This is a genomic window from Mucilaginibacter defluvii, assembly GCF_039543225.1.
Classification (GTDB): domain Bacteria; phylum Bacteroidota; class Bacteroidia; order Sphingobacteriales; family Sphingobacteriaceae; genus Mucilaginibacter; species Mucilaginibacter defluvii.
On sequence record NZ_BAABJI010000002.1, the window covers coordinates 2264708 to 2290556 of the forward strand.

Here is a 25849-nt window from a genome sequence, read left to right on the forward strand (position 1 = left end):
TTTGATACGGTATTTTAAGGCTCATTTCGATGCCTGATGCCGACTGAATAGAAAACGTATCAAAACAAATTAAGCATGAAAACAACAAACAGATTGAGCATTCACTTTAAAGTGCGTGTAGAAAGGGAAAAAAACGGCAAGGCACCGGTTTATTTAGGACTAACGGTAAATGGCACAAAATGCTATTTGGCGCTTAAAGGCGTTGTTGTTGATCTTCTACATTGGGATATTTCCAATGGGTGCGGCAAAAAATCACGAGGCAAGGCAGAAAGATCAACGAATATCTGGATGACGTTCGTCTTATTATCAGGGAACATTACCGGCAATTGGAGATTAAAGGTCACAGGATAACCATAGAAACATTACGGGATGCTTTTTTGGGAAATGTTAAAGAAGAAAAAAAGATAACATTCAAAGATTTGATTACCTATCATAACGAGCAAGCGAATACATTGCTCAGTCAGGGCACAATGAAGCACTATTACGTAACCCAGCGGTACCTTGTCAAATTCTTCGATCAAAAGTTTAACAGCGACAACATCAATCTATGCGATTTAAATTACAAATTCATCGCCGACTTCGAACTGTTTTTATATAACCATAAGCCGAAGGATCATCAGAAGCCAATGGATACTAACGGTGTTCTCAAACACCTGATCCGGCTTAAAAAGATGGTTAATCTAGCAGTGAATCTAAATTGGCTTCCTGCCAATCCTTTCGTTGGCTTCAAAATGAGCCGTAAAAAAGTAGACAAAGAGTTTTTGAATGAATGGGAACTGAATGCTATTGAAACGAAAGAGTTCGACATAGAACGCCTAAATATTGTCAAAGACATCTTCATCTTCTCATGCTACACCGGACTCGCATATGTGGATATGGTGAATCTGAAACCGGAAAACATTGTCGTCGGGTCAAACGGAGAGCGATGGATCAAAACCTTTCGCCAAAAGACTTTGGTTCCGGTAAACACACCTATCTTACCAAAAGCTATGCAAATAATTGAGCGTTACAGAAACAATATACGCGCGGAAGCGAACGGAACCATCTTTCCCATTATTTCCAATCAAAAGCTGAACAGCTACTTAAAGGAAATAGCAGACCATGCGGGAATTCAAAAAAACCTTACTTTTCACGTTGCGCGTCATACTTTCGCCACGACTATTACGCTCTCTAATGGTGTACCCATAGAAACGGTCAGTAAGATGCTTGGCCATACTAAGCTTGCCACTACGCAAATTTATGCAAGGGTGCTGGATAAAAAAATAAGCGAGGATATGATGCGACTTAGAGGCAAACTGAAGCAAGTTGAATAAATGCATTAGGAACTAAAATAAGCTTCTTGCTTATTTTAGTTCTTCGCTTAAAATTAAAATAACGATGCCTGGTTCATGGATTTTAAGTTAACTACAGCGATATAAGGCTTTCCATATAATGCTTGCTATATTAAACGGGACCATCCAATTTGTATTTCATAATCTTAACAAGCTAGCGCCCACGCCTTCTTCGTGGAGGGTCAATCGCAGCGACTATATCCTCTTTGATAAAAATCCACTCATTATTAGTCAAAGCGATAGGGTCAAAGTCATTATCAGCCAATGAAAAGTCAATAAAGTTACGTTTTATCAACTCGCTGTTATGCGTCCATTCATAGCGCTGCTGATGCAGGCTTATCATTTGGTCAATCGTATAAATCCGCATGGCCTGATGTAAATCCCAAAAGTCTTTCTTTCTTCCCCCTCGTTGAACAACATCCACTTTCATCGCAATTATTTCCTCCACTGTTGCCATTCGTACCGCTTCCACCATATTGGATGGCCATAAAAAAGGATCCATCGAATAGTAAACATCCAGCTTATCAGCTCATTTTCTTTGTCACCAATCAGGTAAGATTTGCCTATAGCCGGGTTGGCACCGAAATCGCCTTGAACAAAGCGAAAAGTCTGCTTCAGATAAGCTTCAATTGAAGTAAAGTCAACGCTGCCGTATGGTGCATCGGTAAATAAATCGATATCAATTGACATCCGATGTCCCCAATATAAACTTAGGGCAGTGCCACCAACCAATCGAAACTCATTAAATGGTTGTCCTTGCATGATTGTAAGGAGATTGTTTTTTAAAGCCGGCGACACGGTATTCCAGTAAAGCATATCAATCAGGTTGTGTGTGAGCCATAATTTTTAAAGAATTGCCCTCTATATTGTCTCTTCCAGTCACTTCCAGGATCTTATCTTTACCATAATAATTTAAAGCGGCTTGTTTTTCGTCTTCATTCCCTCTCTCGAATACCCGTTGTATAACCGCTTTATATTGTATCGACCAGTCGATCTTTTTCATGTCAGTATCCCAAAACAATTCCTTGCGGAATGCGGGCGCATCCTGCTTATTTAATCTTTTCTGAGCCTGGTCAATGTCGTAATGCGCTTGTAACAGATAAAAAGCGCCATTCTCCAATCCTAGCGCCTGATCTATCTTAAGCGAAAGCAGCGGCGATAAACCGCGCCTGGCTTTTGTCACCTCGTTGATCACCTGTGGATATTCACCAATGGATATGGCAAAAGGGCCTTTTTTTAAGTGCCTTTTCTTCAGCTCCCTTTCCAATACTCTTCCCGGATGTATCCCATAATAACTTTCAAAAATATTTCGCATGCTCTAAAATAAACAATTTTGTTTATCTAAAAAAGTTTATTTAAATTATCTTCCTTTTGTGTCAATGTCAACTCCTGCCGGGCAAATTTTTTTTTCAGGGGCTTCATATCCTGGCTGACCTTGGTATCGGTCACACGTGCATAGATCTGCGTAGACCGGATATTCTATATGGCCAAGCATTTGTCCGACGGTTTCAATGGGAACGCCGTTGGTCAGCGTAACCGTTGTCGCGAAGGTATGTCTTGCGCAATGGAACGTGAGCCACTTCGTCCAGCCCATCTCTTTCATGATTTCTTTTAAGTAATAGTTCGCCCTCGCATTACTGATCTTCGGCAGCAGAAAATCTTCGTCCAATATGCGCGGATATTTTTTATAATGCTCGATCAAACGGAGCGCTGGCGACAGCAGGGGCACACGCACGCGGTTGTTGTTCTTGATCCGGTGCGTTTCCAGCCAGATGCCGCCGTCCTCTCCTTTGCGGATGTCCTTCGCTTTCAAGCTGACGATATCGGAGTACGACAGGCCTGTATAACAGCTGAAAAGAAAAAGATCACGCGTTAACACCAGCCGCTTTTTCAGTTTTTTTACCGCCAGGTCGTTCAGTTCCACGGTGGTCAGAAACTCCCGGTGGACTTCTTCCTTTTTTGCCCGGTAGGCGGCAAAGGGATTGCGCTTGACCCAGCTGATCTCGTTGGCAAGCTTCATTACCGTTCTTAGCTTTTTTACAATCTGCACGGCGGTGTTGATTTTTACCTTATGTTCTGTCTTCAGGTAATAATCGAAATCCCTGACCAGCTGGAAGTCGATATCGTCCAGTTTGATATCGTCCTGCTTGTTCCGCGACAAAAGGAACTTCGTAGGATTCGGAACACTGACCTGTACTTTTGTAGTGTTGCCGGTGTGTAACCTTTGCCCAGCAGGCCAGCGATCTGGTTGGTATGGTAGTTCCAGACGTCCGACAGCATTTTCGGTGGTTCCAGCTCTTCCCCCTGCATCATTTTGCGGATGTGCTGTGGGGTGAAACGCTTTCCCGCAAGATAGAGTTCCTGCCTGCAGGCGTGCGCCCGGGAGTATAATACATCCAGCCAGCTGTTGATGGAGCGGGCCTGTTCTTTGGTCCCACGTACCCGTTTGGTATGCTTGTCCCATTCTGCCGGATCACAATGTCGCCCGGTCGACCATTCTGTACGCAGGCCGTCTACTGTAATACGCATGTAAATAGGACGCTGCGGCTTTACCTGTCCCGGCCTTGACTTTGGATAAAAAAGAACACTGAAAGGGACACCTCTTTTAACCTCGATCAGCTCTTCGGGCTTTTTTTTTCAGCCTTGTTCAGTTCCTTGTCAATGTCTTCCGCGCTGTAAAAATAAATACTCCCCATTTTGCGGGCAGCCAACGCGCCGGTAACCCGAAGATGGTGTAGCGTACCGTTGGAGATATTTAACAGCTCACGGACATCCTTGCTGCGCAGCTATTTTTGGGTGCTGGCTTGTCTTGATTCTGTTAAGGGTGAGCAGGTCAAACAGTTCCTTTTTGAATTTCTCTAAATCCTGTTTTGTAAGCAGATCGTTCGGGGTCACAATGAATTGTTTTCGGCGAACATACCGTCCGGAGTCAGGATAAAAAAACGGCAGCGTTCTAATTTATCCCGGTATATGATCGATTTAACTTTTTCGTACTACCGAACAACTACCGAAAAAATTGAACGTTTTCGGTATTCTCACCTATTTAGGCTCGAATTACATTCAAAACACCCCGTTTATACCCTTTTGAGGTCAAAAAATAAATCGTTCGGTAGTACGAAGAACTACCGAATAATAAATTCTGACACGCTTTAGCTTTGAAAAAAATTAAAACTATGGCAACAGAAATCATCACCAAAGAAGATCTGGAAGCGTTCGAGCAGCGGCTCTTCCAGAAGATAGAACAAGTGTTGGGCGGCAATACCCCAGAACCCAAGAAATGGCTCAAAAGCTACCAGGTAAAGAACATGCTCAGGATATCGCCTGGTACCCTGCAAACCCTGCGTGTGAACGGCACCCTTTCCTACACTAAGATCGGCGGCATCCTTTACTATAAACAGGAAGACATATTAAAGCTACTGGAGGGAAGGCAAAAGGGGAAACAGTAATCATGAAACCGGCCCGGGTAAGCCCGCATTTTCATCCAAGGCAGTCCATACAACGAGGCATTACAACGCTTAAACAACCGGAAGCGTAAGCAGGGAACTTGTCAAGGGTGGCGCAGCGGAAGGTAACAGTACGATCTGTGCCATTCATATACCCTTTACGAGTTTCCTGCGTTGCTAATTTTGTAAAAGCGATGGAATGCAAAGACCTTCAGATTCCTTGGCAACCACAATCACGTTTTTGCACTTAACACCGGTGCGCTGTGCGCAGCCGGCATGCCTTTAATCATACCGGGAGATAGTAATATAGACCAATTCGCAAATCGCGAATTGCAAAAAAAGTAAGTTCCTTCTCTTAACAGATTTAATTGCATGCTTCTCAATGGCACTCTCACAGGTTGTAAAATATAATGACCAGTCATAGGATTTGTCACCAAAGCGATTCTGCAGAACGTTATGTTCTTCACTGATCGTTACGCTACGTTTTTGTGGCTCCCTGTGCCTACAATTGAAATATACCGCAAGTCAGTATCTTGTTATCACAGAACAGAGTAACCATGTAACTGACGAAGCAGTTATACGGAGAGGTACGAACGGTATTACTGCAAAAGCGGTGAGGCTGGCTACAATTGCCCTGCACGTATGCGCTGGAGAGCCGTAGCTTGCCGCAACCGCAAACTAATTACAGTTCAGCTACAGATCGGTTGTCAACAGGAATTTATTGTAAATGCGCTGAGTCGTTTCAATAAGCTGCTGTACTTTAGTTTTTACCGCTGCTGTCGTTGCATTATTGGCGGCATAGTTGTCACTGTACCGCACATCGATATAAGCATTCTTTAAGACCTGATACAGCTCCTTGTCGTTCGCATCTTCAAGATTGAATACGCCAGTAAAATCCATAGTGAACATTTCCGTGATGGCGAGCAGTCGCGAAAGATTATGACTATTGATCTCGTAACCAAGTGCCACACGGACGATAGCGACCAATAAACATTCAGTTGATTGGTGCAAGAGGAACAGCGCTGCATTAGCCGATTTTTGCCGGATGCACCAATCGGCGGTATCATAGAACTGTTTGCCCTGCTGGTACCAGCGGTGCCAGTAGTCGGCCTGCTTTAAGGCATCCGGAGAAGCTTTCGCAACGGGAGGCACCGGCAACAGCAGACCACCCGATAAATAGATTATAGGGGATGATAATGACCGGCAGAAAAAAGGGTTGCCTTTGGCAACAGCAGTATTAAAAGCGCTGGCGTAATGTACCAACACAGTCACCTTCGCGATTGCTTCACAACTCTGTTCGATGTTGCCATTAAGATGCTGTGCCTGCCGCTGCTCATCGTCTGATGTCAACACCAACAGAAATATCTTATCAGCGAAATCCGGTCTCACGCCAAGATAGATGATGGCTTGCACGGTCGGCACCTTATTCAGTATTATATTAACTACTTCTTTGAGTATATCGTTATAGACCAATGGGATTACAGTATTCAACTGGTATAGGGTTACGCCGTTCGCTTGATTGCTTGTTATTTCGGTAACTTGTTCGGCAGTTACCTCAAAGCCGCCGCTATTCTTTAAGTGCGGTACCGCTTTGCTACGCTGGTAGATCAGCCATGAAGCCGAATACAGTTTCTGCAGGTTCTCGTAAACGGCAATGAAATCACCTGTAACGACCCAGCCTTCGCCGCTGATACGGGACAGGCCATGTTCCAGCCATTCATATAGCTGAACCCGGTAGTCCGGCAGGCTGTATTTGTTAAAGATTTTGCCGATAACCGAAAACGGGTCACACAGTTCCGCTTCGCTCAGGTTTTGCGGGTAATCCCGCCATGTATCACGTTCGCTGGGAATAAGCTCTGCGTTTATCACTCCGATAGTCTGGCCGCGTTTCCAAAGCACCCACGCGGCTTCAACCAGACTGATGTTCGATTCGTGGAAACTTAACAGGCTGCCGGGATTGCCGTTTCTGTCGGTATAATAGGTCTTACTGAATATTGCCTCCCGCCATGACTTTAAACGAGCCATTTGGTCGGGCAGCCAGTCATCGTCGAAGAATGCGTCCATGGCTGCCACCGGGTCGCCGATCTCTTTCAGGGTAAGGTATTTTATGGGGCTGCCCCAATCATTCTGCTTATCTGCTTGCATAGAATTTGAGTTTAATGCCTGTCTGTATTGGCAAGCCTATCAAATTTCAAAAGCAGGTGTTTTCTAAACTATTCCTGAATATTCTATCGAAGAATGGCACTGGGATAAATTAGTTTTGCGATAGTCCTTTAAGCCGCAATAGGCAAAAAGGGCATTTTTTACTATATTTGTTTAAGCCTTACGTTTATACCCGATGAGCACAACAGCAGAAAAACCCAACCAAATCCACCATGGCCGCAACGTTAAACGCTTTCGCGAAATGCTGGGGCTGAAGCAGGAAGCGCTTGCTTTCGAGTTGGGCGAAGACTGGAGCCAAAAAAGGGTTTCCCTGCTGGAAGCAAAAGAAACTATCGAGGAAGATATACTTGCACAAGTAGCGGCCATTTTGAAAGTGCCTGTTGAAGCGATTAAAAACTTCGACGAAGAAAAGGCAGTTTACAATATTCAAAATAATTATGACGGCTCAAACAGTGGTGCTACGTCGGTTGCAGTTATGAATTACCATTGTAGTTTCAATCCTATTGAAAAAATCGTTGAACTATACGATGAAAAAATCGTTCTATTAGAGCGTTTGCTTGAAAGCGAACGTGAAAAGCTGGAGATTTACAAGGGTAAGGGCGCTTGATTTGCAACGTAAATAGATAAATTTCTAATAAAGTCTAAAAACTGATCACTTTTCCAAGTGAATTATAATGTCAAGAAAAATCTTTGCAAAATAACCAATGCCCCAAACAGTTAAATGCAGTTGGGGCATTGGAATCATCTTTAGAATTTTAGTTTACTCATTGATAGGCTATCAAGTATTAAAGCCTTCGAGCGATTCAATAAGCGCACGGTAATGTGGTGCAATGGCGGCATACATATTTCTGAATGTATTTGCGTCATCTCTGTTCCAGGTTTGTTGCATTTCCGCCGCAATGCTATTCACGCTTACAGGTATGATACCCGCCTGCTGCCAGCGCTTAACAGCTGTTTCATGCGCCTGGAGGCTTATATCCCCGCAAGCATCGGCCACCGCATATACAGTGTATCCATCATCTAATGCAGATAACGCCGGGAAAGTAGCACAAACACTCGTCCAAATACCGCTAATTACCAAGGTTCTTCTTCCTGTAGCCTTCACTGCGTTAATGAAATCCTGGTTGTTCCAGGCATTGATTTCGAATGCCCGTTCAACCAAAATAGCATCCGGCGCTTCAATCATAATTTCAGGAATTATCGGCCCGCTAGCCCCTGAAGGGTCAATCCCCGTTAAGATCACCGGAGCCTTCACTGTATTAGCAAGCTTAGCAAGGGTGCGTACATTATTCCGGAGTTCCGCTAATGAAACGTGCGTAATCGTCTGTAAAAATCCACTTTGATGATCAATGAAGAGGAAGGCAGCGTCTGTAGGATCTGCAAGATTTGTGAAATTGTAAGATTGTGTTTGTAGCTTGTTCATGATGTTAGTACGTCTATTAAATACTTGTAACTGACCGCTCACAGCTGATTTATAAACAAGCTGCTCACACAATAGGTGAGCAGCTTATCCTTAATACCAAACAGCACATTTAAGCAGCATACATATTATGCGGTTATATGGTTTCTTGAATCAGGTGCTATCAAACGAAACACCTTCACATAATCAATCACCATGCTGGTAGGAAGGTTACGATCGATGGTCATACCCGCCAGATCTCCACCAACCGCGAGATTAAAGTTGATGAAAAACGGCTTGTGGAATTCGTCGGTTCCATTTATACCATCGGCAATGTTTGCCTTAAAGTATTGCTTTCCATCTATATACCAACGTATCTCCTGCGGATCCCACTCCACGGCGTAAATATGATAATCGAAATAATAACCGTCCGGGGAGTTTCCTCGATAAATAGCGTGCCCCTCATTTGCCCATTGTATACCACCTAAAACCTGCCTTTCACGGTTAATGTGCTGCATGATGTCAATTTCACCGCTTTCGGGTATACCCGTACCGTCAGGTGTTTGTCCAAACATGCTGAATTCAGCCGCCAGGCCCAGCGCGTTAGGTACTTTAAGCCGCGCTTCAATACGTCCATAACGTGTAGTGAACTTGTTTGATGTGCTGATTTTTCCTGACATGTATTGTTGCCCATCTGTGGCCTTCTTTTCTGCTGTAAGCACAAGAAACCCATTGCTAACCCTAACGTTGGATTTTGCATATGCCTGCAATTCGTGACGAATGGCCGGACTTCCCGTGCTTATCGTCCATTTCGTAGAATCGAGCCCGTTTTCGAAATCGTCTGCCCAAATTATTTCGTAGCCACCGTTGGCTGCAGTTTTCGTTTGGCGTTCCCTTGAGCCGGCTTCATCTGTCACCTGATGATTGGCAACGTCCTTACGGCAAGAAGATAGCGTGGCGACAGCCATGGCTACTACAGCCATGAGTTTAAGTTTTTGATAATTGATAGTTTGCATATTATAAGATTTAATTACGCCTTACACCTGCAGGTTGTTAGCATGTACAAATGAACAAGTAAGTTCTGGCCGCCCACATCACCATTATCTGGTAATTAATTCCCCTAAAATGTTTAAGTGTACCAAGTTAGCGCATACATTAAACGGGGATGTAACCGACCGCTTTCGGGGATTTAAAAGCCTGTATATTTGACGGTTCTTTGTACTAAAAAAAAATATGAAAGGACTAACATTACAGATGACTATAGATGCGCAAACTGGAGCACAAGGTCAGCCGCAGGCTACTGATATTGGAGCCATATGTAACAAGATAGAGGAAATCCTACAGGATTTTACTTCAGATGAAAAGCCACACAAAATAAACATTAAGATATCCGACAACGAAAGGCCCGAAAAAGGTCAAACCGCCGATTTTCTGGTTGCAGCACACAGCAGGGGTGAAATAACTACCCGAAATTACTGGGTAGAACTTTAGCATTTAGAACATTTATTACGATAAAAGCCGCGGTTAATACCGCGGCTTTTATGCTTTGATAAGAGTAATGCGGCTATTAATTCAGGACCGTTTTGCAGGGCGATAAGCAGGTACTAAATTTTTTACCGCCGGTATAGATTTAAGATAGGCAAACACCGCTTTTACATCATCATTTCGCATGCGGGTATAGTTTTGCCAGGGCATTGGCGGCATAAGTGGACGGCCACCGTCAAGGCCTTTATATTTGCCATGCGTAAGGGCATTTTTAAATTGAGCCTCGGTCCAGTTACCTATGCCGGTTTCGTCGGGTGTAAGGTTGGCTGCAAATGATATTCCCCAGGGCCCTGCCGCTATCGTCATGTCGCCTCCAACTACAACAAAGCCTTTTTTTAATGCATCAGCCGGGAAATCAGGTAAGGGCTGGCTTTCCCGGTACCCCGACAGCATGCGGCCAGGCACCAATTCCGGACCTTTAGGCCCCATTTGCTTCGGCGAATGACAATCATTGCAGCCCATTATCGTGACCAGATATTCGCCTTTTTTTACAATGCTGTCAGGGTAAGCACTCACAGCCGTTTGTTCATTATTGCCCTTTGCGGGTTCGCCACAGGCGTACAGCATGGCTACAACCAGCACTAATGCGGGCACGAACAGATAAATCGTTGTTTTCATATATTTTTATTACTCCGAACTTGACCGGAACGGGTGCAAAATAAGCAGGCTTTCTCCGGCCGGGCAATCCCCGCTTTTTACTAACAATCACCACATTAGGGGATATCTGCATATTAAAAGCCCGCCGATATTTGAAAGCAAAAACTCATGGATCAAAACTTTTGGCTGTTAGGCATTCATCGCAAAATTATTGCCAGCGGTACCGATACAAACGGTACGTATGACCTGGTTGCTGGCTATGTGCCACCTGGTATAAAAACACCTCCGCACATCCATCACCAATATATCGAAACAGAGTATGTTATAAAAGGCGAGTTAAGTATTCAGACCCCTACAGGTACAATACTACTGCAAGCGGGCGAAGGTTATACCATACCTAAAGGAATGCCCCACGCGCTGATAGCTACGGGTGATGAACCTGCTCATATTATCACCGTGTTCGCACCGGCAGGATTTGCCGAAGTAATTCGGGCAGCCGGCTTTGCAGGTACTATACAAGACGGAGCACCGGTCAAAGCGGCTAATATGGAAATATTCAATAGCCTTTCAACTGCTTTAGGCGACGAGACCATTGGTCCTCCGGGATCACCGTTGTAGTTCTTTAATAGGTGTTAAATGAGCTTCATCGGAGTAATAACGGGTCACACCGCTGCATCAACAATGGTGTGGCCTGTTGTCTGGCTAACAGGTACTAGATTAAACGATCTGTTGATTGATGGCCTTCGCCACTGCCTCAGTAAGAGAGGCAACGTGTAATTTTTCATATATTTTTTTGACGTGGCTGCGTACTGTTTCATAGCTGATGTTCATTTCCCCGCCAATCATCTTATAACTTAAACCATTTACAATATGTGTAAGCACCTCTTTTTCTTTCACAGTAAGGTTGTATTCCATGTTAGGTGCCCGCTTAGATTCCTTTGAATTATAAATCATATTAAGCACCTTGCGGGCTACCCACGGTGTCATGGGGGATCCACCTGCTACTGTTTCCCGGATAGCATTGCCAAGATCTTTTAAACAGGTTTTGAGGATGTACCCTGATGCACCCGCTTTCAATGAATCAAATATCCTGTCCTCGTCCTCAAAAACAGTTTGAATGATCACCGAAATGTTCGGCACTTCCTGCCGCAGCATTTTTACTGCTTCTATACCGTTGACGCCTGGCATTTCAATATCCATAAGAACTACATCCGGACGGCATGACAACACTTTTTCTACACAGTTCTTGGCATCTGTAAATGTACCTACCAGTTCAAATTCCGGATCAGTGTTCAGTAAAAGAACAATACTGTTGCGTATATTCTTATTATCATCAAAAATAGCGACCTTGATACTCATGGGCTTTATTATTTTATTGCTTTAAAGGATTTACAACGTATGGTATTGAAACAAATGCAGATGCTCGTTCCGGCACTGCGCCCGGAATCAATTTTAATATCCGCTTTCATATCTTCGGCACGGCTCCATATATTTTTAACTCCATTACCGTTCATCCCCGAATTTTGAATAAGCGCCTGTTCCAAATTGAAGCCAATGCCATCATCGCATATCATCAATTCAACTATCTCACCGTTGCGTAACAGACTAACCATCAGGTGCCGGCATTGTGAGTGTTTTATAGCGTTGTTGATACCTTCCTTAATGATGAGATACAAATTTTTGCGCACCCGCATATCCACGGTGCCGGAAACAATACCCGGATCATACCTTAATTTGAAGTCTATTTTTTTTACAGCACATAGTGGTTCAGCGTACTGCCGTATCCGGTTAAATACACTTTCAATATGATCGTTTCCGGGATTGATGGCCCAAACAATATCGCCCATTTCCGAAACCATTTCATTTGCCGTATTGCTGATGATATTGAGCACCTGGTTTAACTGTGTTTGGTTACCGTGTTCCTGGTGTTTACGGGCTACCTCACTGTAAAGTGAAATACTACTTAAAGTTGCACCAACCTGATCATGAAGGTCCTGGGCAATACCATTTCTTATTGCCTGCTGCTCAAGGAGCACATTTATTCGATAACGATAAATAAGGTAGATCAGTCCGCCGACAAGGAAGATCATCAGTATGAAAAACCAAGATCGCTGCCAGTAAGGCGGTGTAATAATGATAAATATCTCGCTTTGCTTTTCAGTAAAAGATCCCTTCCAGTTGGTTGCCCGTACCTTGAATTTATAATTCCCCCCCTTTAAATTAGCATATTCAGCAATATTCTTTTTTCCGGCTATAACCCAATCCTTGTCAAATCCTTCAAGCATATAGGCGTATTGAAGATTATCACCGCTATATTCAGGCGCTGCATACTCAATGCTGATCTGGTTCTCTGTATAATTAAGTTCCACCTTTTTCTGATAAAGGAACTGGTTAAAAGACTTATTATGCACCCGGAAGTCCGTGAAATAGATCATGGGGTCCGGCCGTATTTTTGCCACTGCCTCTGGCCTGAAGGTGATATAATAATTTACACCTGCCGCATAGAATGTCCCTTGCCTGTCTCTGAAAATATAGCCTGTAACCCCCCCTGTATGTTGCAGGCGAGGAAGATCATAACAACTATAAACCCGAGTCAACGGGTCATACTTATGTATGTGACCGTTACAGAGCATCCACAGGTTATCCTGCTGATCCAGTTGCATTCCTTCGGTAAGGTTACTTGATTCTGACAAATGATAAAATTTATGTCTTCTGTAGCTGTAAAAATTCACCCCTCCACCGAAGGTGCTCACCCATAAGTTACCACTGTAGTCTTCCTGAATGTCAAATACATCATTGCTGCTTAACGTATATCTGTTCTCCGTATCATTCATAAAATAACGAATGGGTTTTTTCCCGCCTTCAAACAAGCCCATACCTGTTTTGAAAGTCGCAAGAAGCAGGTTGCCCTTCCTGTCTTTTATAATTTTACGGATCAGATTATCTGCGATATTGTATCGTTTGAGTATGGTCCTGCCAGAATCTGCCCTGGAAACCCATCTTTGATCATGCAGATCGTAATAGGCAAGAAAATGTCCGTAAGGAGATACCCACAGGACAGGATGATGTTCCAGGGTATCACGTACGATGGACACAATCCTTGAACTGATAAGTTTTTTCATTACCGGATCTTCGTCGGTGTGAGGCAGTGGCCAGAGTTTTAGTTCATACGGATCAAATCGAAAAAGTGTATAGTCGGTGCCGATGTAAAAACGCTGATCAACGTCCATATAAAACTTCGTAACAGCTAAGCGCTGTCCCCTGTATTTCAACGGTAAGTGGGTCAGCTTCCCGGTTTTTTCATGTTTATAATACAAGCCATTGCTGGTTCCAATTAATAGCCGGCCATTGTCTAACTGATAGAAATCATATGTAATTACATCTGTGGCCGCATCAGGTAACTGATATTGTACAAAAGGTTTAAATAGCGGATTATACATACTGATACCATTATTGGTACCCACCCAAAGCACACCTTTGAAGTCCCGGTATACTACGTTAACATGATCGTCAGCAATGCTTCCTTCTTCTGCATCTTCGTGCCGGTAGCGTGTTATGTTTTGTGTGCGTGGTTCATAGCGTACCAGGCCGGTATTCTTTCCGGCCATCCAGATACCGCTATCACCACTGTTTGCGAAAGACACGTAGTCATCGGGCGGTATACTTTTCTGATGAAGTTGCCGGCCGATAACTTGTTCTTCGCCAGTTGCAGCATCCAAGCGATATACTGCCTTGTCCCATGAGCCAAGCCATATGTTGTTGCCTTGATCCTTAAAGATGGTAGTGATTGTAACATGTGGAAGTTTTGCATAAAGGTCATCGTACTTGGGATTGGTATTGACTTCCAAGGTACGGGTATTTATCTTCATCAACCCACCGCCTGCACGACCGATAAGCAAGGTGTCATGGTCAGTCATCGCTAACGCATATACGCAGCGGGTTCCTTTTTTCACCGGTATATCAAAGCGCTCGGTTTTCTTATTAAACCTGACTGTGAAGTGGCTGCTCGTACCAAGCCAAAGATTACCGGAGGCATCCTCAGCAATTTTATTGATCGTATTTTCAGGTATACCGTCAGGGTTGTGCGGATTATGTCGAAATTGCTTGAACTGCCGGGCTGCGGGTAGCCGGTAATCGTATCGGGACATTCCACCATCCTGCGTAGCAATCCAGAGCAGCCCGTCTTTGTCCTCGTAGATGTCACTGATGATGTTTCCGGAAATACAACCTTTGTTATGATGCTGATAACGAAAGCTGACAAAATACTTGCCATCAAAGCGGTTCAGGCCGTCATCTGTCCCAAACCAGAGAAATCCTCTGCGGTCCTGAATAATGCAATTTACTTTACGGTGGGAAAGCCCCTGTTCTACACCGATTTTTTTAAAGAAAATATCCGGCGTTATACCGAAAGCCATCCCCCGGAGTAGGAAGACTATCGAATACAAGGTTATTGTTATGGCAGCTCTGCAATTCATTTCTTTATAACACCCCTGGTTTGGAGGTAAGCTTATCAGCGTGCCTTAGTGCTTTGATAGAAGATGCAACTCACTGATTACAAAACCATTCGCGAAAATACTTAATTATCCTTTGCCTAGCCCCCCATTAACTGCCAATTCATCTCCCCAAATTTGGGGATATGAATTCCCACCTGGATTTATATAATCGATTACGTCCCCTTCTTTTTTAAAGTTGCCTGAAAGGTGAAATTATTTATATCAACGAGGCGATTCGGAAGTGCTGTACTGTTTGTTTGTTTTAATTATTCTTTGAAGTTCTTGTACTGCATTTACAAGTATGGGTAACAGTTGCTCTGTATCTACCCGTTCTATTGTCACACTTCGAAAGTTATTTTTACCTGAAGGCACCATTTTAGTTTCTGTTATCATAAGTGACGGACATACACGCTTGATCTCGTCATTTAAAAAGCTCAACCTGTTAAAGCAGCGTTTAGTGTAATTTCCTGACGAAGATTCATGGTTATGAATCACTACAGGATGGATTTTTTCGATAATGGCCAGGCCATCGTAAACCGGGCTTACAATGTGACTGGTCGTGTCTTTTACGGATTGGGCATGGGCCCACTGAAAGGTCAACAGCCCTACAAGTATTGAGGCCTTAAATACTTTTAATTTCATATTGTTAATAATTGCGTACCGGATTTAATGATGATACCTGCTTCAATGTTATTAGTTAATTAATTGCCCGGTTTGCGTGGCAAAAATACCCTGCCATTTGTTGAGAAAACATAACCAAAACTGTGCGTATTACTACCGTTTAAGGTGATGCAGGGCGCTGCACTGAAACCTATAAAAAGCCAAATTATACCAGCATGATGCCCGCTGTTGGTGAGTGTAACAACAAAAGAGGTAATAGTAGAGCATAAAGTGAGCCGGTAAGTTTGCCTGTATTCACAGCCGGTTGCCTTTTTGTATAACGGGCTTAAAAGAAAACGACTTATGCGCATTCCCTCTCCAACCACGCTTACCTTTTTACTTTCACTCACGTTGATTGCTGCCTTTTTCCTTTTACTCACAGTATTTGTCAGGGATCATCCGTTAAATTCACTTGACCTTTGGGTGACGCGGATTATCCAACACAGAACCTCCGTTTTTTTTGACCAAGTTATGAGTTGCATCAGTTTTAATGGTCGCACATTACCCTTTATAGTTCTTGTAGCGTTAACCGCTTTAGTTTATTACTGCCATGGCTACCGGTTTGAATCGGTCTTGATGTTATTTCCCCTTGTGGGTGGTTTAGTCGCTTCACTTATCAAACTATGGATATATCGTTTACGTCCGCAAAGCGAATACGCGCGGATACTGATAGAAAACGGTTCGGCGAGTTATCCCAGCAGTACAGTAGTAATGGTTATACTCTTTTTTGGCTTCAATATTTTCCTTACTTGCTACCTGTCACGCATGAGCTTTCTCACTAAGTCAACAGTCTGGTTGGTTGGCATATTCATGATTTTGACCGTACCAATAGCACGAATATATGTGGGTGCACATTGGTTCACCGATGTTGTAGGGGGTGCAGTGCTTGGCTTGTTATTGCTTTTACCGGTATGTTTCTTCTACCATAAGTGCCGTGCTATAAAACCCTGCAAATAACTTTACTAAAGAGCTTATAAAGAAAGATACAGGAAACAAGATAATACTATTTGTAGGGCGGAGCGCACAAACTATTCGAAGCACTTTGCTGGTTGTTGGATGTATAGTGTATCATCATGCAATTAACATTCAAAAAGAAACGACTACCTGCGGAGTGAACGTATGAAGTTTATGGTTGCCGTACATTCCGGCCCTTCATATACTAGCGGCACTTTGTTTCGCATTATGCTGACTATATACAAACCTGGTTATACCTGGCCCGGGCTGTTACTTGAACTAGATGGGTTAGCTGTATGCTATCTCTGGGGAGTAAAAAATAATCGTTATTGCCCTTGACTGCTATTATTATGGCGATTGACCGATTATTTAATTACGAAACGCGGGGATACATTACACGTATTAGGTGATTTTTTCACAAGCTTAGGAGGGGCACTTTTGCTTCATAATTAAATTCATATGAAGTCAATATCTAAAAAAACAATGATGATTGCAGCTTGTGCATTTATGCTGGCAGGTTGCGACAAGGAAAACGATGATGCTCAGTCTCCGGGCAAAGACATGGATGTAGCTATAGAAGTAACATCTGCTTCGGGAGATAGTGCGGCCATAATAGGTAAGATAAACCAATTCCGTGAACATGCGGGCAATCCGTTAAATAGTACTCCGATAACAAACGGCGGGCGCCGCGAAATCAATTGGGATGGCGTACCTGCTGATTTTACCAGCCCAAAAGCGTTTCCGGCTACTTTTTTTAACGCTACCGAGAAGGATGCACCCGACGGTAGAAAACGCGGCCTGATATACCAACCTGCAAATACCTCACTACTTGTTAGCGAAACAAACTTTGCTGAAATAGATACCACTTTCAAAAGTCAGTTCAAGGCGTTCAGTAAGGCAAAACTATTTTCTCCAAAAGGCACCAACGTAAGCGAGATAATTTTCATGCTTCCGGGTACTAACACGCCGGCGTATGTAACTTCGTTCGGGGTCATCTTTGCCGATGTGGATCATGCGGAGTCGACCTACATTGATGCTTACCAGGACGACAAATTACTTGGCCGCTACAAGGCATCGGTAGCCAATAAAGGTTTTTCATTTGTGGGGTTACACACTCATAAATATAAAATCACCCGTATAAAGATCACCTCAGGCAATACCGCCCTCGCACCAAACATACAGGATGGCCCCCAAAAAGACCTTGTAGTACTGGATGATTTGATTTACAGCGAACCAGTAGCGTTAAAGAAATAAACTTTTAATTATTTGATAATGAATAAGCGATTTTTAAAACAACTCAAAACCCTTACAATGGGCAGCGCCTTGCTGCTTTTAGCAGCGTGCAGCAAAGATGATAATTCGAATCAAACACCTGCAACCAGCATAAGCTATGGCAGTTTTGTTAAGGTAGGCAATGGCCAGGCGCGATCATATATTGTAAAAAATGCTGATGGCAGCCCGGCCGAGATCGGCTTTAACTTTACCGAAGATGCACTGAGCGGCTTACCTGAGCATAACACGGCTTACGTACTCCCTATGCCCGCCGATAATAAGTCTATTATTAACCATATATCTTTTGATTATACCGTTCATGGGCATGGCCCAGAGGGTGTTTATAATGTACCGCATTTTGACGTGCATTATTACATGATATCCGAAAGCGAAAAAGACGCTATAGGCACTAGCGAAACCGACCCTAAGATTGATATATTGCCTGCAGCTCAATTTATACCTAAGAACTACATACCCGGCGCCAATGAACCAAAGATGGGCAAACATTGGGCAGATACCACCGCCGCTGAATTTCATGGAAAGAAGTTCGAAAAAACGTTTATTTATGGCTCATACAACGGCAAGTTTATCTTTTTAGAACCGATGATCGCGTTGGATTATTTGAAGACCAAGCCTAACGTGACCTTACCTATTGCTCAAGGTGCTAAAATTCAGCAAATCGCGCTTGTGCCGCAGCAATATGCCATTGAATGGCAAAAAGACCGCCGCGAATATACTATCAGTCTTAATGACCTGAAGTTGCGCCAACAATAAACACCAAACCTGAATATAATTGAGAGGGAAGCGCTCGGCCAATGGCCGGCGCTTTCTTGTTTTTTACTCGGTTGATAAATGATTGATACAATAAATATAGCGTACCCATGCTGCATAATATACACACCCGAAAATGTATGATTATAGAGGTTTACAGTACCGTTACGGCCGGCATGGACTTATGATGCTATCGTACTTACTATATTTGAACTTAGCGGAACCAGCCTGAATCGCGCCAAAGCTCCTTCAAAACAGGCGCTAAATTAGTCTTTAACCAACGGAGTAGTTTCATATAAATAAGCAGTACTTAAATTGATGTTAACTATTGGTAGAGAGACAGCTGCTTGCCAATTATTTTTCCAGGTAGTTCAGATTTTGCCAGAAAGTGTCTTTGAGCCTGGCGAGCGACAATAGGGCCAGGCCGAAGCAGATCACTCCAACCAAGATTCCTGCGGCAACCAGGGAGTTGAAAAATTGGGTAGAAAAGTTAAGCAATAACATCATCGGCACTACCGCACCCCTCACAAAGTTGGGTACGGTTGTAGATACGGTTGCCCTGACATTGGTACCAAATTGTTCGGTTACCATGGTAACAAACAACGCCCAGTAGCCAGACGCTATACCCATAAGTGCTGTAATGGTATAAAATGCGTATAATGAAATCTGCCGCTGTGCAAAAAACACAATCACAGTAGCACCTGATAGCAAGGTAAAAGCGATAGCCGCCTTAATGCGGCTTTGAAGGTATTGACTGATCAAACCACTGAGGGTTCCGCCAAGTACTGACCCGCCATAGCATAATGCGACAGCGATACCTGCGTTCACTATACCGTTTACCTTAAGTGCCTTACCAAATTCAGGCGACAGGGAAATTAAAACCCCGACAACATACCACAGGGGCAAGCCTATCAGGATACAGCGAACGTATTTCAGCAATCGCTTCCTTTCACCGATTATCATGAGGACGCTGCCCCGTTTGACATCTTTGCCTCGCGCCTCTACAAACATTGCTGACTCGGCGACACTAATACGCATGAGTAACAGTACTACTCCAAGCGCTCCGCCTATGTAATAGGACATACGCCAGTCAAACAGCTTCGCGGTAAAAAAAGCCACCACAGCCCCGCTGATACCGATCACGGCGACAAAGCAAGTAGCGTAACCACGGTATCTTGCGGGCATTAACTCGGCAACCAAAGTTATGCCTGCGCCCAACTCACCTGCAAGACCCAAACCCGCAATAAATCGACATAGGGCGTATGCCTCGACCGTACTGACAAAGCCGTTAGCAATATTTGCAGCCGAGTAGATAAATATGGAGCCGAACAAGACGGTGAGCCGTCCTTTTTTATCGCCTAATATGCCCCACAGCACACCTCCAATCATCAGTCCTGTCATTTGCATATTGAGTAAAACAATACCCTTTTCAGTGATCTGTTTTTCAGTGAGTCCAAGTGATTGAAGGCTGTTAACGCGTATGATGCTAAATAGCAGCAAGTCATAAACATCTACAAAATAGCCCAGTGCGGCAAGAAGAATAGCTGCAAACGGAATTCCGCTGCTGAGTAAATTAGTCTTTTGTAACTGCATTTTAAATTGGTATAATCACGGTTCGTGTTACCGCTATTGGTAAGTAATTGTTGATAATTGACCTTGTAGGTTTCTTAGCGATTGGGTATTAATCGATACGACCCTTGTACCTTAGCTTTTTCGTAATGAGTACCTCTTTGACGATATTCTCAACGCTGTTGTGTAAAACAACAGGCCTTATCACATCCATTGTGCCGTACAGTTGTGGCTCATTTAGTGCGATTACTCCTGCAACCAGATCGCAAAAGATTTCGTCATCATCGGCCCCAGGTAGTGGCTGAACCAATACTTTTCTTCCCGCTAAGTTTTCAGCAAATAGCTGGAAGCACCTGTCTCCGTCTTTCTTCATCATGCAAACCACGTGTACACGACTGGTATTTTCCTGGCCGGCATATTTTCTTTCAAGAAAGTTGCACACCGCAGACAGGTCGTTTATAAAATTCTTGCACCGGATTTGTAAAATAGTATCGCTGTAATAAGCGAGGTGCTTGTCGTAGTAGGTTAAAGTGAGATTCTGATTGCTCTTGAAGTCTTTGGGGTTAACTGCTTTTTCAGTAAGCTGAATAAGGTACTGGCACTTTGCTTTTGTTAAACCGCCAAATAAAGTTAGATAGAGGATAACGGTGATCTTAACTAGTTTCATTGTTATGTTTTAAGTGGATTGTATTTTCCAAATATCCATTGGCAAGACCATGAAGGAAATCCCCGAACATCGGGTATACATGACCGATGTTAAGCATCTGATCAATCTATTTAACGGTTAGTCTCGGAAGTAATCAGCCGAAGTGAATGTTTGCGACCCTTGATGTTGACCACGACCGATTTTGGAGATTTCTTTTTGGACTTGTATTTGTCCATATTGGTAATAAAAACACCGGCAAGTGTAATTATGAGGCCGGCAACTTGAAGTGCTGTAATCTTTTCCCCGGCAAGTAGCCATCCGGCAAACACCGCGACTAAAGGGTTGATATAAGTATGCGTGCTGACGATAACCGGTCGCTCAACCGATAACAGGTATTGGTAGGAGAAATAAGCCATTAATGAACCGAACAAGATCAGATATCCCAGCCCGTACCAGGCCTGGTCAGGTACTCGAAAAGCTTTGAACGATTTAAATTCACCATTGCCCGTAGCCAACAGCAAGCTGAAAATTCCTGCACAAATTAACTGCTGGGCGGTGTTCGTAGCAATTGAATAAGCTGCTGGTTGCTTCTTAGTAAAAAGTGACCCGCCTACCCAAAAGAATAAGCTGACAATTACCATTGCCGAACCGATTAATTTTGCGTGGCTCACTGCTCCGGACGCTAACAAACCGCCGCTCAGAAATAATACCAAACCGATAAAACCTATTACCAGTCCGGCAATAATCTTCTTGTTTGAGAAATGCGTTTTCCATTGCGGCCTGTCTGCTGCAATAAATATAAAAGGAGCGGCGGCCTGGATGATACAACCTTCTGTTGAACTGATATATTGCTCGCCCCAAGCCAATAGTCCTGTTCCGAAACTTAAGATCAAAATTCCCGAAACTGCGTTTTTTAGCCAATCAATTATGGAAAAGGGTCGCTCCCCCCGTAGTAACTGATAGGCCATCAGCAACAACCCAGCAGCGAGAAAGCGTATAGATGAAAGTATAAATGGCGGGAAACCTCTAAGCCCGTAAGCAATAGCAAGAAATGTGGTTCCCCAAATAAAGTATATGCCACCAAACGCTAATACAGTTTTGATCTTTTTCATGTCAAATGATGTTAGCTAACGCTCAGTAATTAGGAAAAAATTGCTTCATCACATTCTCCTCCCGTCTGATGCGTGTAATGAGGGTTGCCATGTATAAAGGGAAAACAGCTAAAAATGACCAATAGGCATGAAAGATCATGGCTATTGCTATCAACTCGGGTATTACGCTCAAATAATAGTTGGGATGCCTGAAAAAGCGAAAGAATCTTCCTGTGTTTAGGTGATGAAGATATTCGGGTGCTATAATCAGCTTAACTGTCCATATATGGCCCAGGGTGTATATAACGTAGTAAAGCGCTATTATAGAAAAGCAATATAGACACAGTCCAGCCAACCCAATGTTTGTTTCGAGGAAGTGGCCAGTATACCAGCCGTCAAAAGCGCAGACTATATAAAACAGAAGATGCAGGAAAATTAATCTCCTTGAATTACGCTGATCGAACTCACGGGCACCTAAGGATAATAAGCGGCGTTCATTTATAATCGAAATGATCATTGATGCGATCCTGAACGAAATAGCAGCAAAAAAAGTGGTGAAGAGAAAAGTGTTCATAACACGCTATTTATCTAACCCTTTTTCGATTTGAAACAAGGGCTTACTGATACAAAGTTCGCGTGATCATGAAAGTGGACCAATCCCCATATATGTTGTACGCTTACCTGAAAATGGTGATTACCTGTCCCGAAATATTGAACCTTAGATTTCTTTTTTATCAGGTAATGGGTGATCAACCAGCCCTTCAACGTTTTTTGTCAGCTTTCTTAAATGCAAATGAAAAACGCATCCGGTAAGCCCGTTGGCAATTGCAGCAACCGTCATCCAAATATTTTCACGGTAAAAACCCAACACAAAAAAGCAACTAAGGAAATATAAGTGGAACCATCCAGGCACCCACATAGTAATTTTGGGTAATGATGTTTGGGGCACCAAGCGCTTTTGCCAGCTATTAACGACCAAAGCAAACAGCATAAGAGTAATGCCAATAAAGCGGTGGACTGATAAAAACCGCACATGTTTACTTAACCAATGAAAAGCGCCTGTTGAAAAAAACAGCACAGTGATAGAACAGCATACTGATATTAAAGCTATCCAGACATAACTACAGCTCCAGCTTCCTCGTTTACAGATGCGATTTTCAAAGTACCTACTAAGTGATGAATAGCTGAAAACAACCACTTGCCAGCCAACAAAATTACCAAAGGGTATACCGAACCATTGTGCTGTCAAAGGATTTAACTGCATGGGCGTCCAATCCCAATGCCACATATGCGTACGGTAGGCCACGACATCCATGCTAATATCTATACAAAGCGCTATCAGCGTGTCCGCAGCTGCCGCGCCGAGTAGAGGAAGTTGTATATGATCTGTATACAGTCGTGCTGTATACATGATAATACCCCATCCGGCACCGATACAAAGCGGCACCTGAAACGGAGCATTGCCGATCATTAAGGCAAAAGTTCCATAACGATAGTTGCCAAGCATCACCTCCAGATACTCCAATAAAATACCGAATACAAGCCCGCCGGTAAGATACATGACGTCACGAAGACCTTTTCCACTGGCGTGTACCAGGCACATAAAAAACAAAGTAAACATACTGACTTCCGCAATGGAGTAGCACCACCATGGCGGGATGCCGTAAGGCAATCCTTGATGTTGATTAGCGTCAAGCGACAGGGCCGTGAATGCTATGATATCTGTTCTGTTTAGTTGCGCCATGCTGAATTATTCACCCCAATATTTTGCTGGTCTTTTGGCCGAAGATAGGCACGCCGGGCGATTGCCATCATCCCCAAAAGTGGGCACTGAGGCACCACTTTTCACTCCATACGTATACGGAATTTACCTAAAGAGAGTACCCGGTTTAGGGGAGCCAAGCCCAATCATTCGACGGCTATGTTTGCCAAAAAAGCAACAAACAATGAAAAAAAAATTACGCAACGCAGTGATGCTTTCACTAGTGGGATTGGCAATTACCACCGCATCTGCTCAAAATGTGCGTTTACATGGTCAAGTAAGCGATAAGACAACAGGAGACCCCGTGATTGGCGCTTCAGTTACCCTGGAAACTGGCGGCTTTTCTACAGCAACAGATAAATATGGAAAATTCAGTCTGATAATGGACACCAAAAATCCTTACGGATCAATCAGCGTATCCGCTATCAGTTACCTAATTTCCAAGAAGGACTTTCGTTCAGGGGATTCGTTGATCAATATTTTTCTTGAGGGGAAGTCCGTCATGGGGCGTGAAGTTATAATATCAGCGTCGCGTGTCCCTGAACGAATACTGGAATCGCCTGTAACCATTGAAAAGGTCAATGGTTCTGCTATAAAAGATATACCTGGCACTGGATTCTATGATGCCTTACAATATTTGAAAGGTGTCGATATGAATACCCAAAGCATCACGTTCCGCTCGGTTAGTACACGTGGTTTCGCGACCGACGCCAACCACCGTTTTAATCAATTTGTTGACGGGATGGATAACATGGTACCAGGGTTGAATTTTGCAGTTGGAAAATCGCCGGCCTTTCCGACCTCGATATTGAAAGTGCTGAGCTACTGCCGGGAGCGGCATCTGTTCTTTATGGTGCGGGAGGCACTAACGGAACTTTGCTGATCAAATCTAAAGATCCATTCAGATACCCAAGCATCAGCTTTCAATATTCAAGCGGCATTAATCACATCAATGACCCGCTTTCCAGCGTAAAACCTTACTATCAGGCAGATCTCCGGATTGCAAAAAGCTGGAACAACAAATTTGGGATAAAGGCGACGTACTCTTTTTTACGGGCCAACGACTGGATAGCCGGTAACGAACAAAATTTTGATCGCGTAGGAAGAAGCATAAAGAAAGGCGACAGACAATCTAACCCGAATTATGACGGCGTAAATGTTTATGGTGATGAGATTAGCCAAAATATGAAAAATGTAGCACAAGCGGTAGTAAGCTTTGGTGAAACAAGTTTTATCAAAGAATACAAGGAAGCGAACGGTGGTAAGGTACCTTCTCGTGACGTGATCAATATGTTCCTGAAAAACAACCCGCAAACGGCTGCATTTTACGCAGGTTTGAATCTACCGGGTCTTTTGCCGGACCAATCAATATCAAGAACGGGGTATAAAGAAGAAAACCTGGCTGACGGTAACGCACAATCCTTCAAGACAACAGGTGCTTTGTATTACAATCTGAGCAGAAACATTCAGGCGGTTGCCGAAGCGATATGGGGAAAAGGCTCAACTATGTATACGGGTTCCGACCGTTATGCACTTACCAACTTCACTGTAGGTCAGTACAAATTAGAACTCAAAGGTGATCGGTTTTATGTTAGAGCTTACACCACAAGAGAGCGCTCCGGCGATTCTTACGTTACTTCCATATTGGCAAGCTATCTTAATGAAACCGCCAAACCCTCTCAACAATGGTTTCCTGAATATGTCGGCAACTTTATTGCTGCACGCTTAACACCGGGAACCAACGAAGCGCAAGCCCACGCAGCAGCGAGGGCAGCAGCCGACGATGGCTGGCTGCGTACAGGTGATTCTTCATTTAAGGTAGCAAAGGATAAGATTCGCGACAACACAATAAGCTCAGGCAATGGCGCTCGCTTCAACGACAAATCCAATCTTTATCATTATGAATGGTTCTACGATTTTTCTGATCTCATGTCCAAAACGATAGGGCTTCAGGCAGGCGGTTCCTATCGGGCATACCAGCTAAGATCGGCAGGGACGATATTTGATGATGCCGACCGTAGCCTGAACACCGGTGAGTTCGGAGCTTTTATCATTGCAGACCGAGGCTTTCTTGACAACCGCTTAAAGATGACTTTGCCGGGCGTTATGATAAAAATGAGAATTTTAAAGGAAGATTTACTCCGAGATTAACA

Annotated in this window: 29 protein-coding genes; 11 read left to right on the top strand and 18 right to left on the bottom strand. The window is 43.6% G+C overall.

The window, feature by feature from the left end; genetic code table 11:
• The first annotated feature begins 75 nt into the window (after window positions 1-75).
• Window positions 76-351, top strand: coding sequence for a hypothetical protein (locus tag ABD960_RS16345; RefSeq protein ID WP_345332518.1), 276 nt, complete (start codon window positions 76-78; stop codon window positions 349-351).
• Window positions 327-1313 carry a site-specific integrase gene (locus tag ABD960_RS16350; RefSeq protein ID WP_345332521.1) on the top strand — a complete coding sequence of 329 codons (987 nt, stop codon included), beginning with the start codon at window positions 327-329 and terminating at the stop codon, window positions 1311-1313. The genes ABD960_RS16345 and ABD960_RS16350 overlap by 25 nt, the downstream gene beginning before the upstream one ends.
• A gap of 172 nt (window positions 1314-1485) precedes the next feature.
• On the opposite strand, the gene ABD960_RS16355 is transcribed toward ABD960_RS16350, so the two are convergent.
• The 5 genes from ABD960_RS16355 to ABD960_RS21020 are packed head-to-tail and all read right to left on the bottom strand — an operon-like array spanning window position 1486 to window position 3860.
• On the bottom strand, window positions 1486-1788 hold the full coding sequence (locus ABD960_RS16355; protein WP_345332524.1) for a nucleotidyl transferase AbiEii/AbiGii toxin family protein: 303 nt from the start codon (window positions 1786-1788) through the stop codon (window positions 1486-1488).
• The gene (locus ABD960_RS16360; RefSeq protein WP_345332527.1) at window positions 1767-2147 is read right to left on the bottom strand and encodes a nucleotidyl transferase AbiEii/AbiGii toxin family protein; all 381 of its coding nucleotides are present in this window, start codon (window positions 2145-2147) and stop codon (window positions 1767-1769) included. The genes ABD960_RS16355 and ABD960_RS16360 overlap by 22 nt, the downstream gene beginning before the upstream one ends.
• Before the next feature lies 1 nt (window position 2148).
• Window positions 2149-2646, bottom strand: coding sequence for a helix-turn-helix transcriptional regulator (locus ABD960_RS16365; protein ID WP_345332530.1), 498 nt, complete (start codon window positions 2644-2646; stop codon window positions 2149-2151).
• A gap of 45 nt (window positions 2647-2691) precedes the next feature.
• On the bottom strand, window positions 2692-3492 hold the full coding sequence (locus tag ABD960_RS16370; protein ID WP_425563473.1) for a site-specific integrase: 801 nt from the start codon (window positions 3490-3492) through the stop codon (window positions 2692-2694).
• Window positions 3414-3860: an Arm DNA-binding domain-containing protein gene (locus tag ABD960_RS21020; protein ID WP_425563474.1), complete on the bottom strand. Its 447-nt coding sequence runs from the start codon at window positions 3858-3860 to the stop codon at window positions 3414-3416. The genes ABD960_RS16370 and ABD960_RS21020 overlap by 79 nt, the downstream gene beginning before the upstream one ends.
• 644 nt (window positions 3861-4504) lie before the next feature.
• Here ABD960_RS21020 and ABD960_RS16375 point away from each other — a divergent pair.
• Window positions 4505-4777 carry a helix-turn-helix domain-containing protein gene (locus ABD960_RS16375; RefSeq protein ID WP_345332536.1) on the top strand — a complete coding sequence of 91 codons (273 nt, stop codon included), beginning with the start codon at window positions 4505-4507 and terminating at the stop codon, window positions 4775-4777.
• A gap of 690 nt (window positions 4778-5467) precedes the next feature.
• Here the strand turns inward: ABD960_RS16375 and ABD960_RS16380 are convergent.
• Window positions 5468-6919, bottom strand: a complete 1452-nt coding sequence (locus ABD960_RS16380; RefSeq protein ID WP_345332539.1) for a HEPN domain-containing protein — start codon at window positions 6917-6919, stop codon at window positions 5468-5470.
• Window positions 6920-7112: 193 nt separating this feature from the next.
• On the opposite strand from ABD960_RS16380, the gene ABD960_RS16385 reads away from it, so the two are divergent.
• A complete protein-coding gene (locus tag ABD960_RS16385) occupies window positions 7113-7544 on the top strand; it encodes a helix-turn-helix transcriptional regulator (protein ID WP_345332542.1) in 432 nt (143 codons plus the stop codon).
• Between the two features lie 171 nt (window positions 7545-7715).
• Here ABD960_RS16385 and ABD960_RS16390 read toward each other — a convergent pair whose 3' ends face one another.
• Window positions 7716-8360 carry an isochorismatase family protein gene (locus tag ABD960_RS16390; RefSeq protein ID WP_345332544.1) on the bottom strand — a complete coding sequence of 215 codons (645 nt, stop codon included), beginning with the start codon at window positions 8358-8360 and terminating at the stop codon, window positions 7716-7718.
• 125 nt (window positions 8361-8485) lie between these two features.
• Window positions 8486-9352 carry a glycoside hydrolase family 16 protein gene (locus ABD960_RS16395; protein WP_345332546.1) on the bottom strand — a complete coding sequence of 289 codons (867 nt, stop codon included), beginning with the start codon at window positions 9350-9352 and terminating at the stop codon, window positions 8486-8488.
• 217 nt (window positions 9353-9569) lie between these two features.
• Here ABD960_RS16395 and ABD960_RS16400 point away from each other — a divergent pair, with 217 nt between their 5' ends.
• On the top strand, window positions 9570-9827 hold the full coding sequence (locus ABD960_RS16400) for a hypothetical protein (protein WP_345332548.1): 258 nt from the start codon (window positions 9570-9572) through the stop codon (window positions 9825-9827).
• An 81-nt stretch (window positions 9828-9908) separates the two neighbouring features.
• Here the strand turns inward: ABD960_RS16400 and ABD960_RS16405 are convergent, their stop codons facing one another.
• The gene (locus ABD960_RS16405) at window positions 9909-10499 is read right to left on the bottom strand and encodes a c-type cytochrome (RefSeq protein WP_345332550.1); all 591 of its coding nucleotides are present in this window, start codon (window positions 10497-10499) and stop codon (window positions 9909-9911) included.
• Window positions 10500-10646: 147 nt separating this feature from the next.
• Here ABD960_RS16405 and ABD960_RS16410 point away from each other — a divergent pair, with 147 nt between their 5' ends.
• The gene (locus ABD960_RS16410) at window positions 10647-11096 is read left to right on the top strand and encodes a cupin domain-containing protein (protein WP_345332552.1); all 450 of its coding nucleotides are present in this window, start codon (window positions 10647-10649) and stop codon (window positions 11094-11096) included.
• Window positions 11097-11195: 99 nt separating this feature from the next.
• On the opposite strand, the gene ABD960_RS16415 is transcribed toward ABD960_RS16410, so the two are convergent.
• From ABD960_RS16415 to ABD960_RS16430, 4 genes are all read right to left on the bottom strand, one after another.
• Window positions 11196-11837: a response regulator gene (locus tag ABD960_RS16415; protein WP_345332555.1), complete on the bottom strand. Its 642-nt coding sequence runs from the start codon at window positions 11835-11837 to the stop codon at window positions 11196-11198.
• Window positions 11838-11845: 8 nt separating this feature from the next.
• Window positions 11846-14893: a sensor histidine kinase gene (locus ABD960_RS16420; RefSeq protein WP_345332558.1), complete on the bottom strand. Its 3048-nt coding sequence runs from the start codon at window positions 14891-14893 to the stop codon at window positions 11846-11848.
• Between the two features lie 300 nt (window positions 14894-15193).
• Window positions 15194-15613, bottom strand: a complete 420-nt coding sequence (locus tag ABD960_RS16425) for a hypothetical protein (protein WP_345332560.1) — start codon at window positions 15611-15613, stop codon at window positions 15194-15196.
• 59 nt (window positions 15614-15672) lie between these two features.
• Complete coding sequence (locus tag ABD960_RS16430) at window positions 15673-16011, bottom strand: hypothetical protein (RefSeq protein ID WP_345332563.1); 339 nt, start codon at window positions 16009-16011, stop codon at window positions 15673-15675.
• 196 nt (window positions 16012-16207) lie between these two features.
• Between ABD960_RS16430 and ABD960_RS16435 the strand changes: the two genes are divergently transcribed.
• The 3 genes from ABD960_RS16435 to ABD960_RS16445 all read left to right on the top strand — a co-directional run bounded on the left by ABD960_RS16435 (window position 16208) and on the right by ABD960_RS16445 (window position 18631).
• Entirely contained in the window at window positions 16208-16588 is a 381-nt protein-coding gene (locus ABD960_RS16435) for a phosphatase PAP2 family protein (RefSeq protein WP_345332565.1), read from the top strand.
• A gap of 480 nt (window positions 16589-17068) precedes the next feature.
• Window positions 17069-17839, top strand: coding sequence for a glycosyltransferase family 61 protein (locus tag ABD960_RS16440; protein ID WP_345332567.1), 771 nt, complete (start codon window positions 17069-17071; stop codon window positions 17837-17839).
• Between the two features lie 18 nt (window positions 17840-17857).
• Window positions 17858-18631: a DUF5602 domain-containing protein gene (locus ABD960_RS16445; RefSeq protein WP_345332570.1), complete on the top strand. Its 774-nt coding sequence runs from the start codon at window positions 17858-17860 to the stop codon at window positions 18629-18631.
• Window positions 18632-18982: 351 nt separating this feature from the next.
• Here ABD960_RS16445 and ABD960_RS16450 read toward each other — a convergent pair whose 3' ends face one another.
• From ABD960_RS16450 to ABD960_RS16470, 5 genes are all read right to left on the bottom strand, one after another.
• Window positions 18983-20221 carry an MFS transporter gene (locus ABD960_RS16450; protein WP_345332573.1) on the bottom strand — a complete coding sequence of 413 codons (1239 nt, stop codon included), beginning with the start codon at window positions 20219-20221 and terminating at the stop codon, window positions 18983-18985.
• 88 nt (window positions 20222-20309) lie between these two features.
• A complete protein-coding gene (locus ABD960_RS16455; RefSeq protein ID WP_345332575.1) occupies window positions 20310-20864 on the bottom strand; it encodes a hypothetical protein in 555 nt (184 codons plus the stop codon).
• Window positions 20865-20974: 110 nt separating this feature from the next.
• Entirely contained in the window at window positions 20975-21955 is a 981-nt protein-coding gene (locus ABD960_RS16460) for an EamA family transporter (RefSeq protein WP_345332577.1), read from the bottom strand.
• 22 nt (window positions 21956-21977) lie between these two features.
• On the bottom strand, window positions 21978-22508 hold the full coding sequence (locus ABD960_RS16465; protein WP_345332579.1) for an isoprenylcysteine carboxylmethyltransferase family protein: 531 nt from the start codon (window positions 22506-22508) through the stop codon (window positions 21978-21980).
• A 144-nt stretch (window positions 22509-22652) separates the two neighbouring features.
• Window positions 22653-23678 (bottom strand): carotenoid biosynthesis protein, encoded by a 1026-nt coding sequence (locus tag ABD960_RS16470; RefSeq protein WP_345332582.1) that lies wholly within the window; start codon window positions 23676-23678, stop codon window positions 22653-22655.
• Window positions 23679-23880: 202 nt separating this feature from the next.
• Between ABD960_RS16470 and ABD960_RS16475 the strand changes: the two genes are divergently transcribed.
• Together ABD960_RS16475 and ABD960_RS16480 are read left to right on the top strand one after the other, a co-directional pair.
• Window positions 23881-24579, top strand: coding sequence for a carboxypeptidase-like regulatory domain-containing protein (locus tag ABD960_RS16475; RefSeq protein WP_345332585.1), 699 nt, complete (start codon window positions 23881-23883; stop codon window positions 24577-24579).
• Window positions 24573-25847 (top strand): hypothetical protein, encoded by a 1275-nt coding sequence (locus tag ABD960_RS16480; RefSeq protein WP_345332588.1) that lies wholly within the window; start codon window positions 24573-24575, stop codon window positions 25845-25847. The genes ABD960_RS16475 and ABD960_RS16480 overlap by 7 nt, the downstream gene beginning before the upstream one ends.
• Window positions 25848-25849 lie beyond the last annotated feature (2 nt).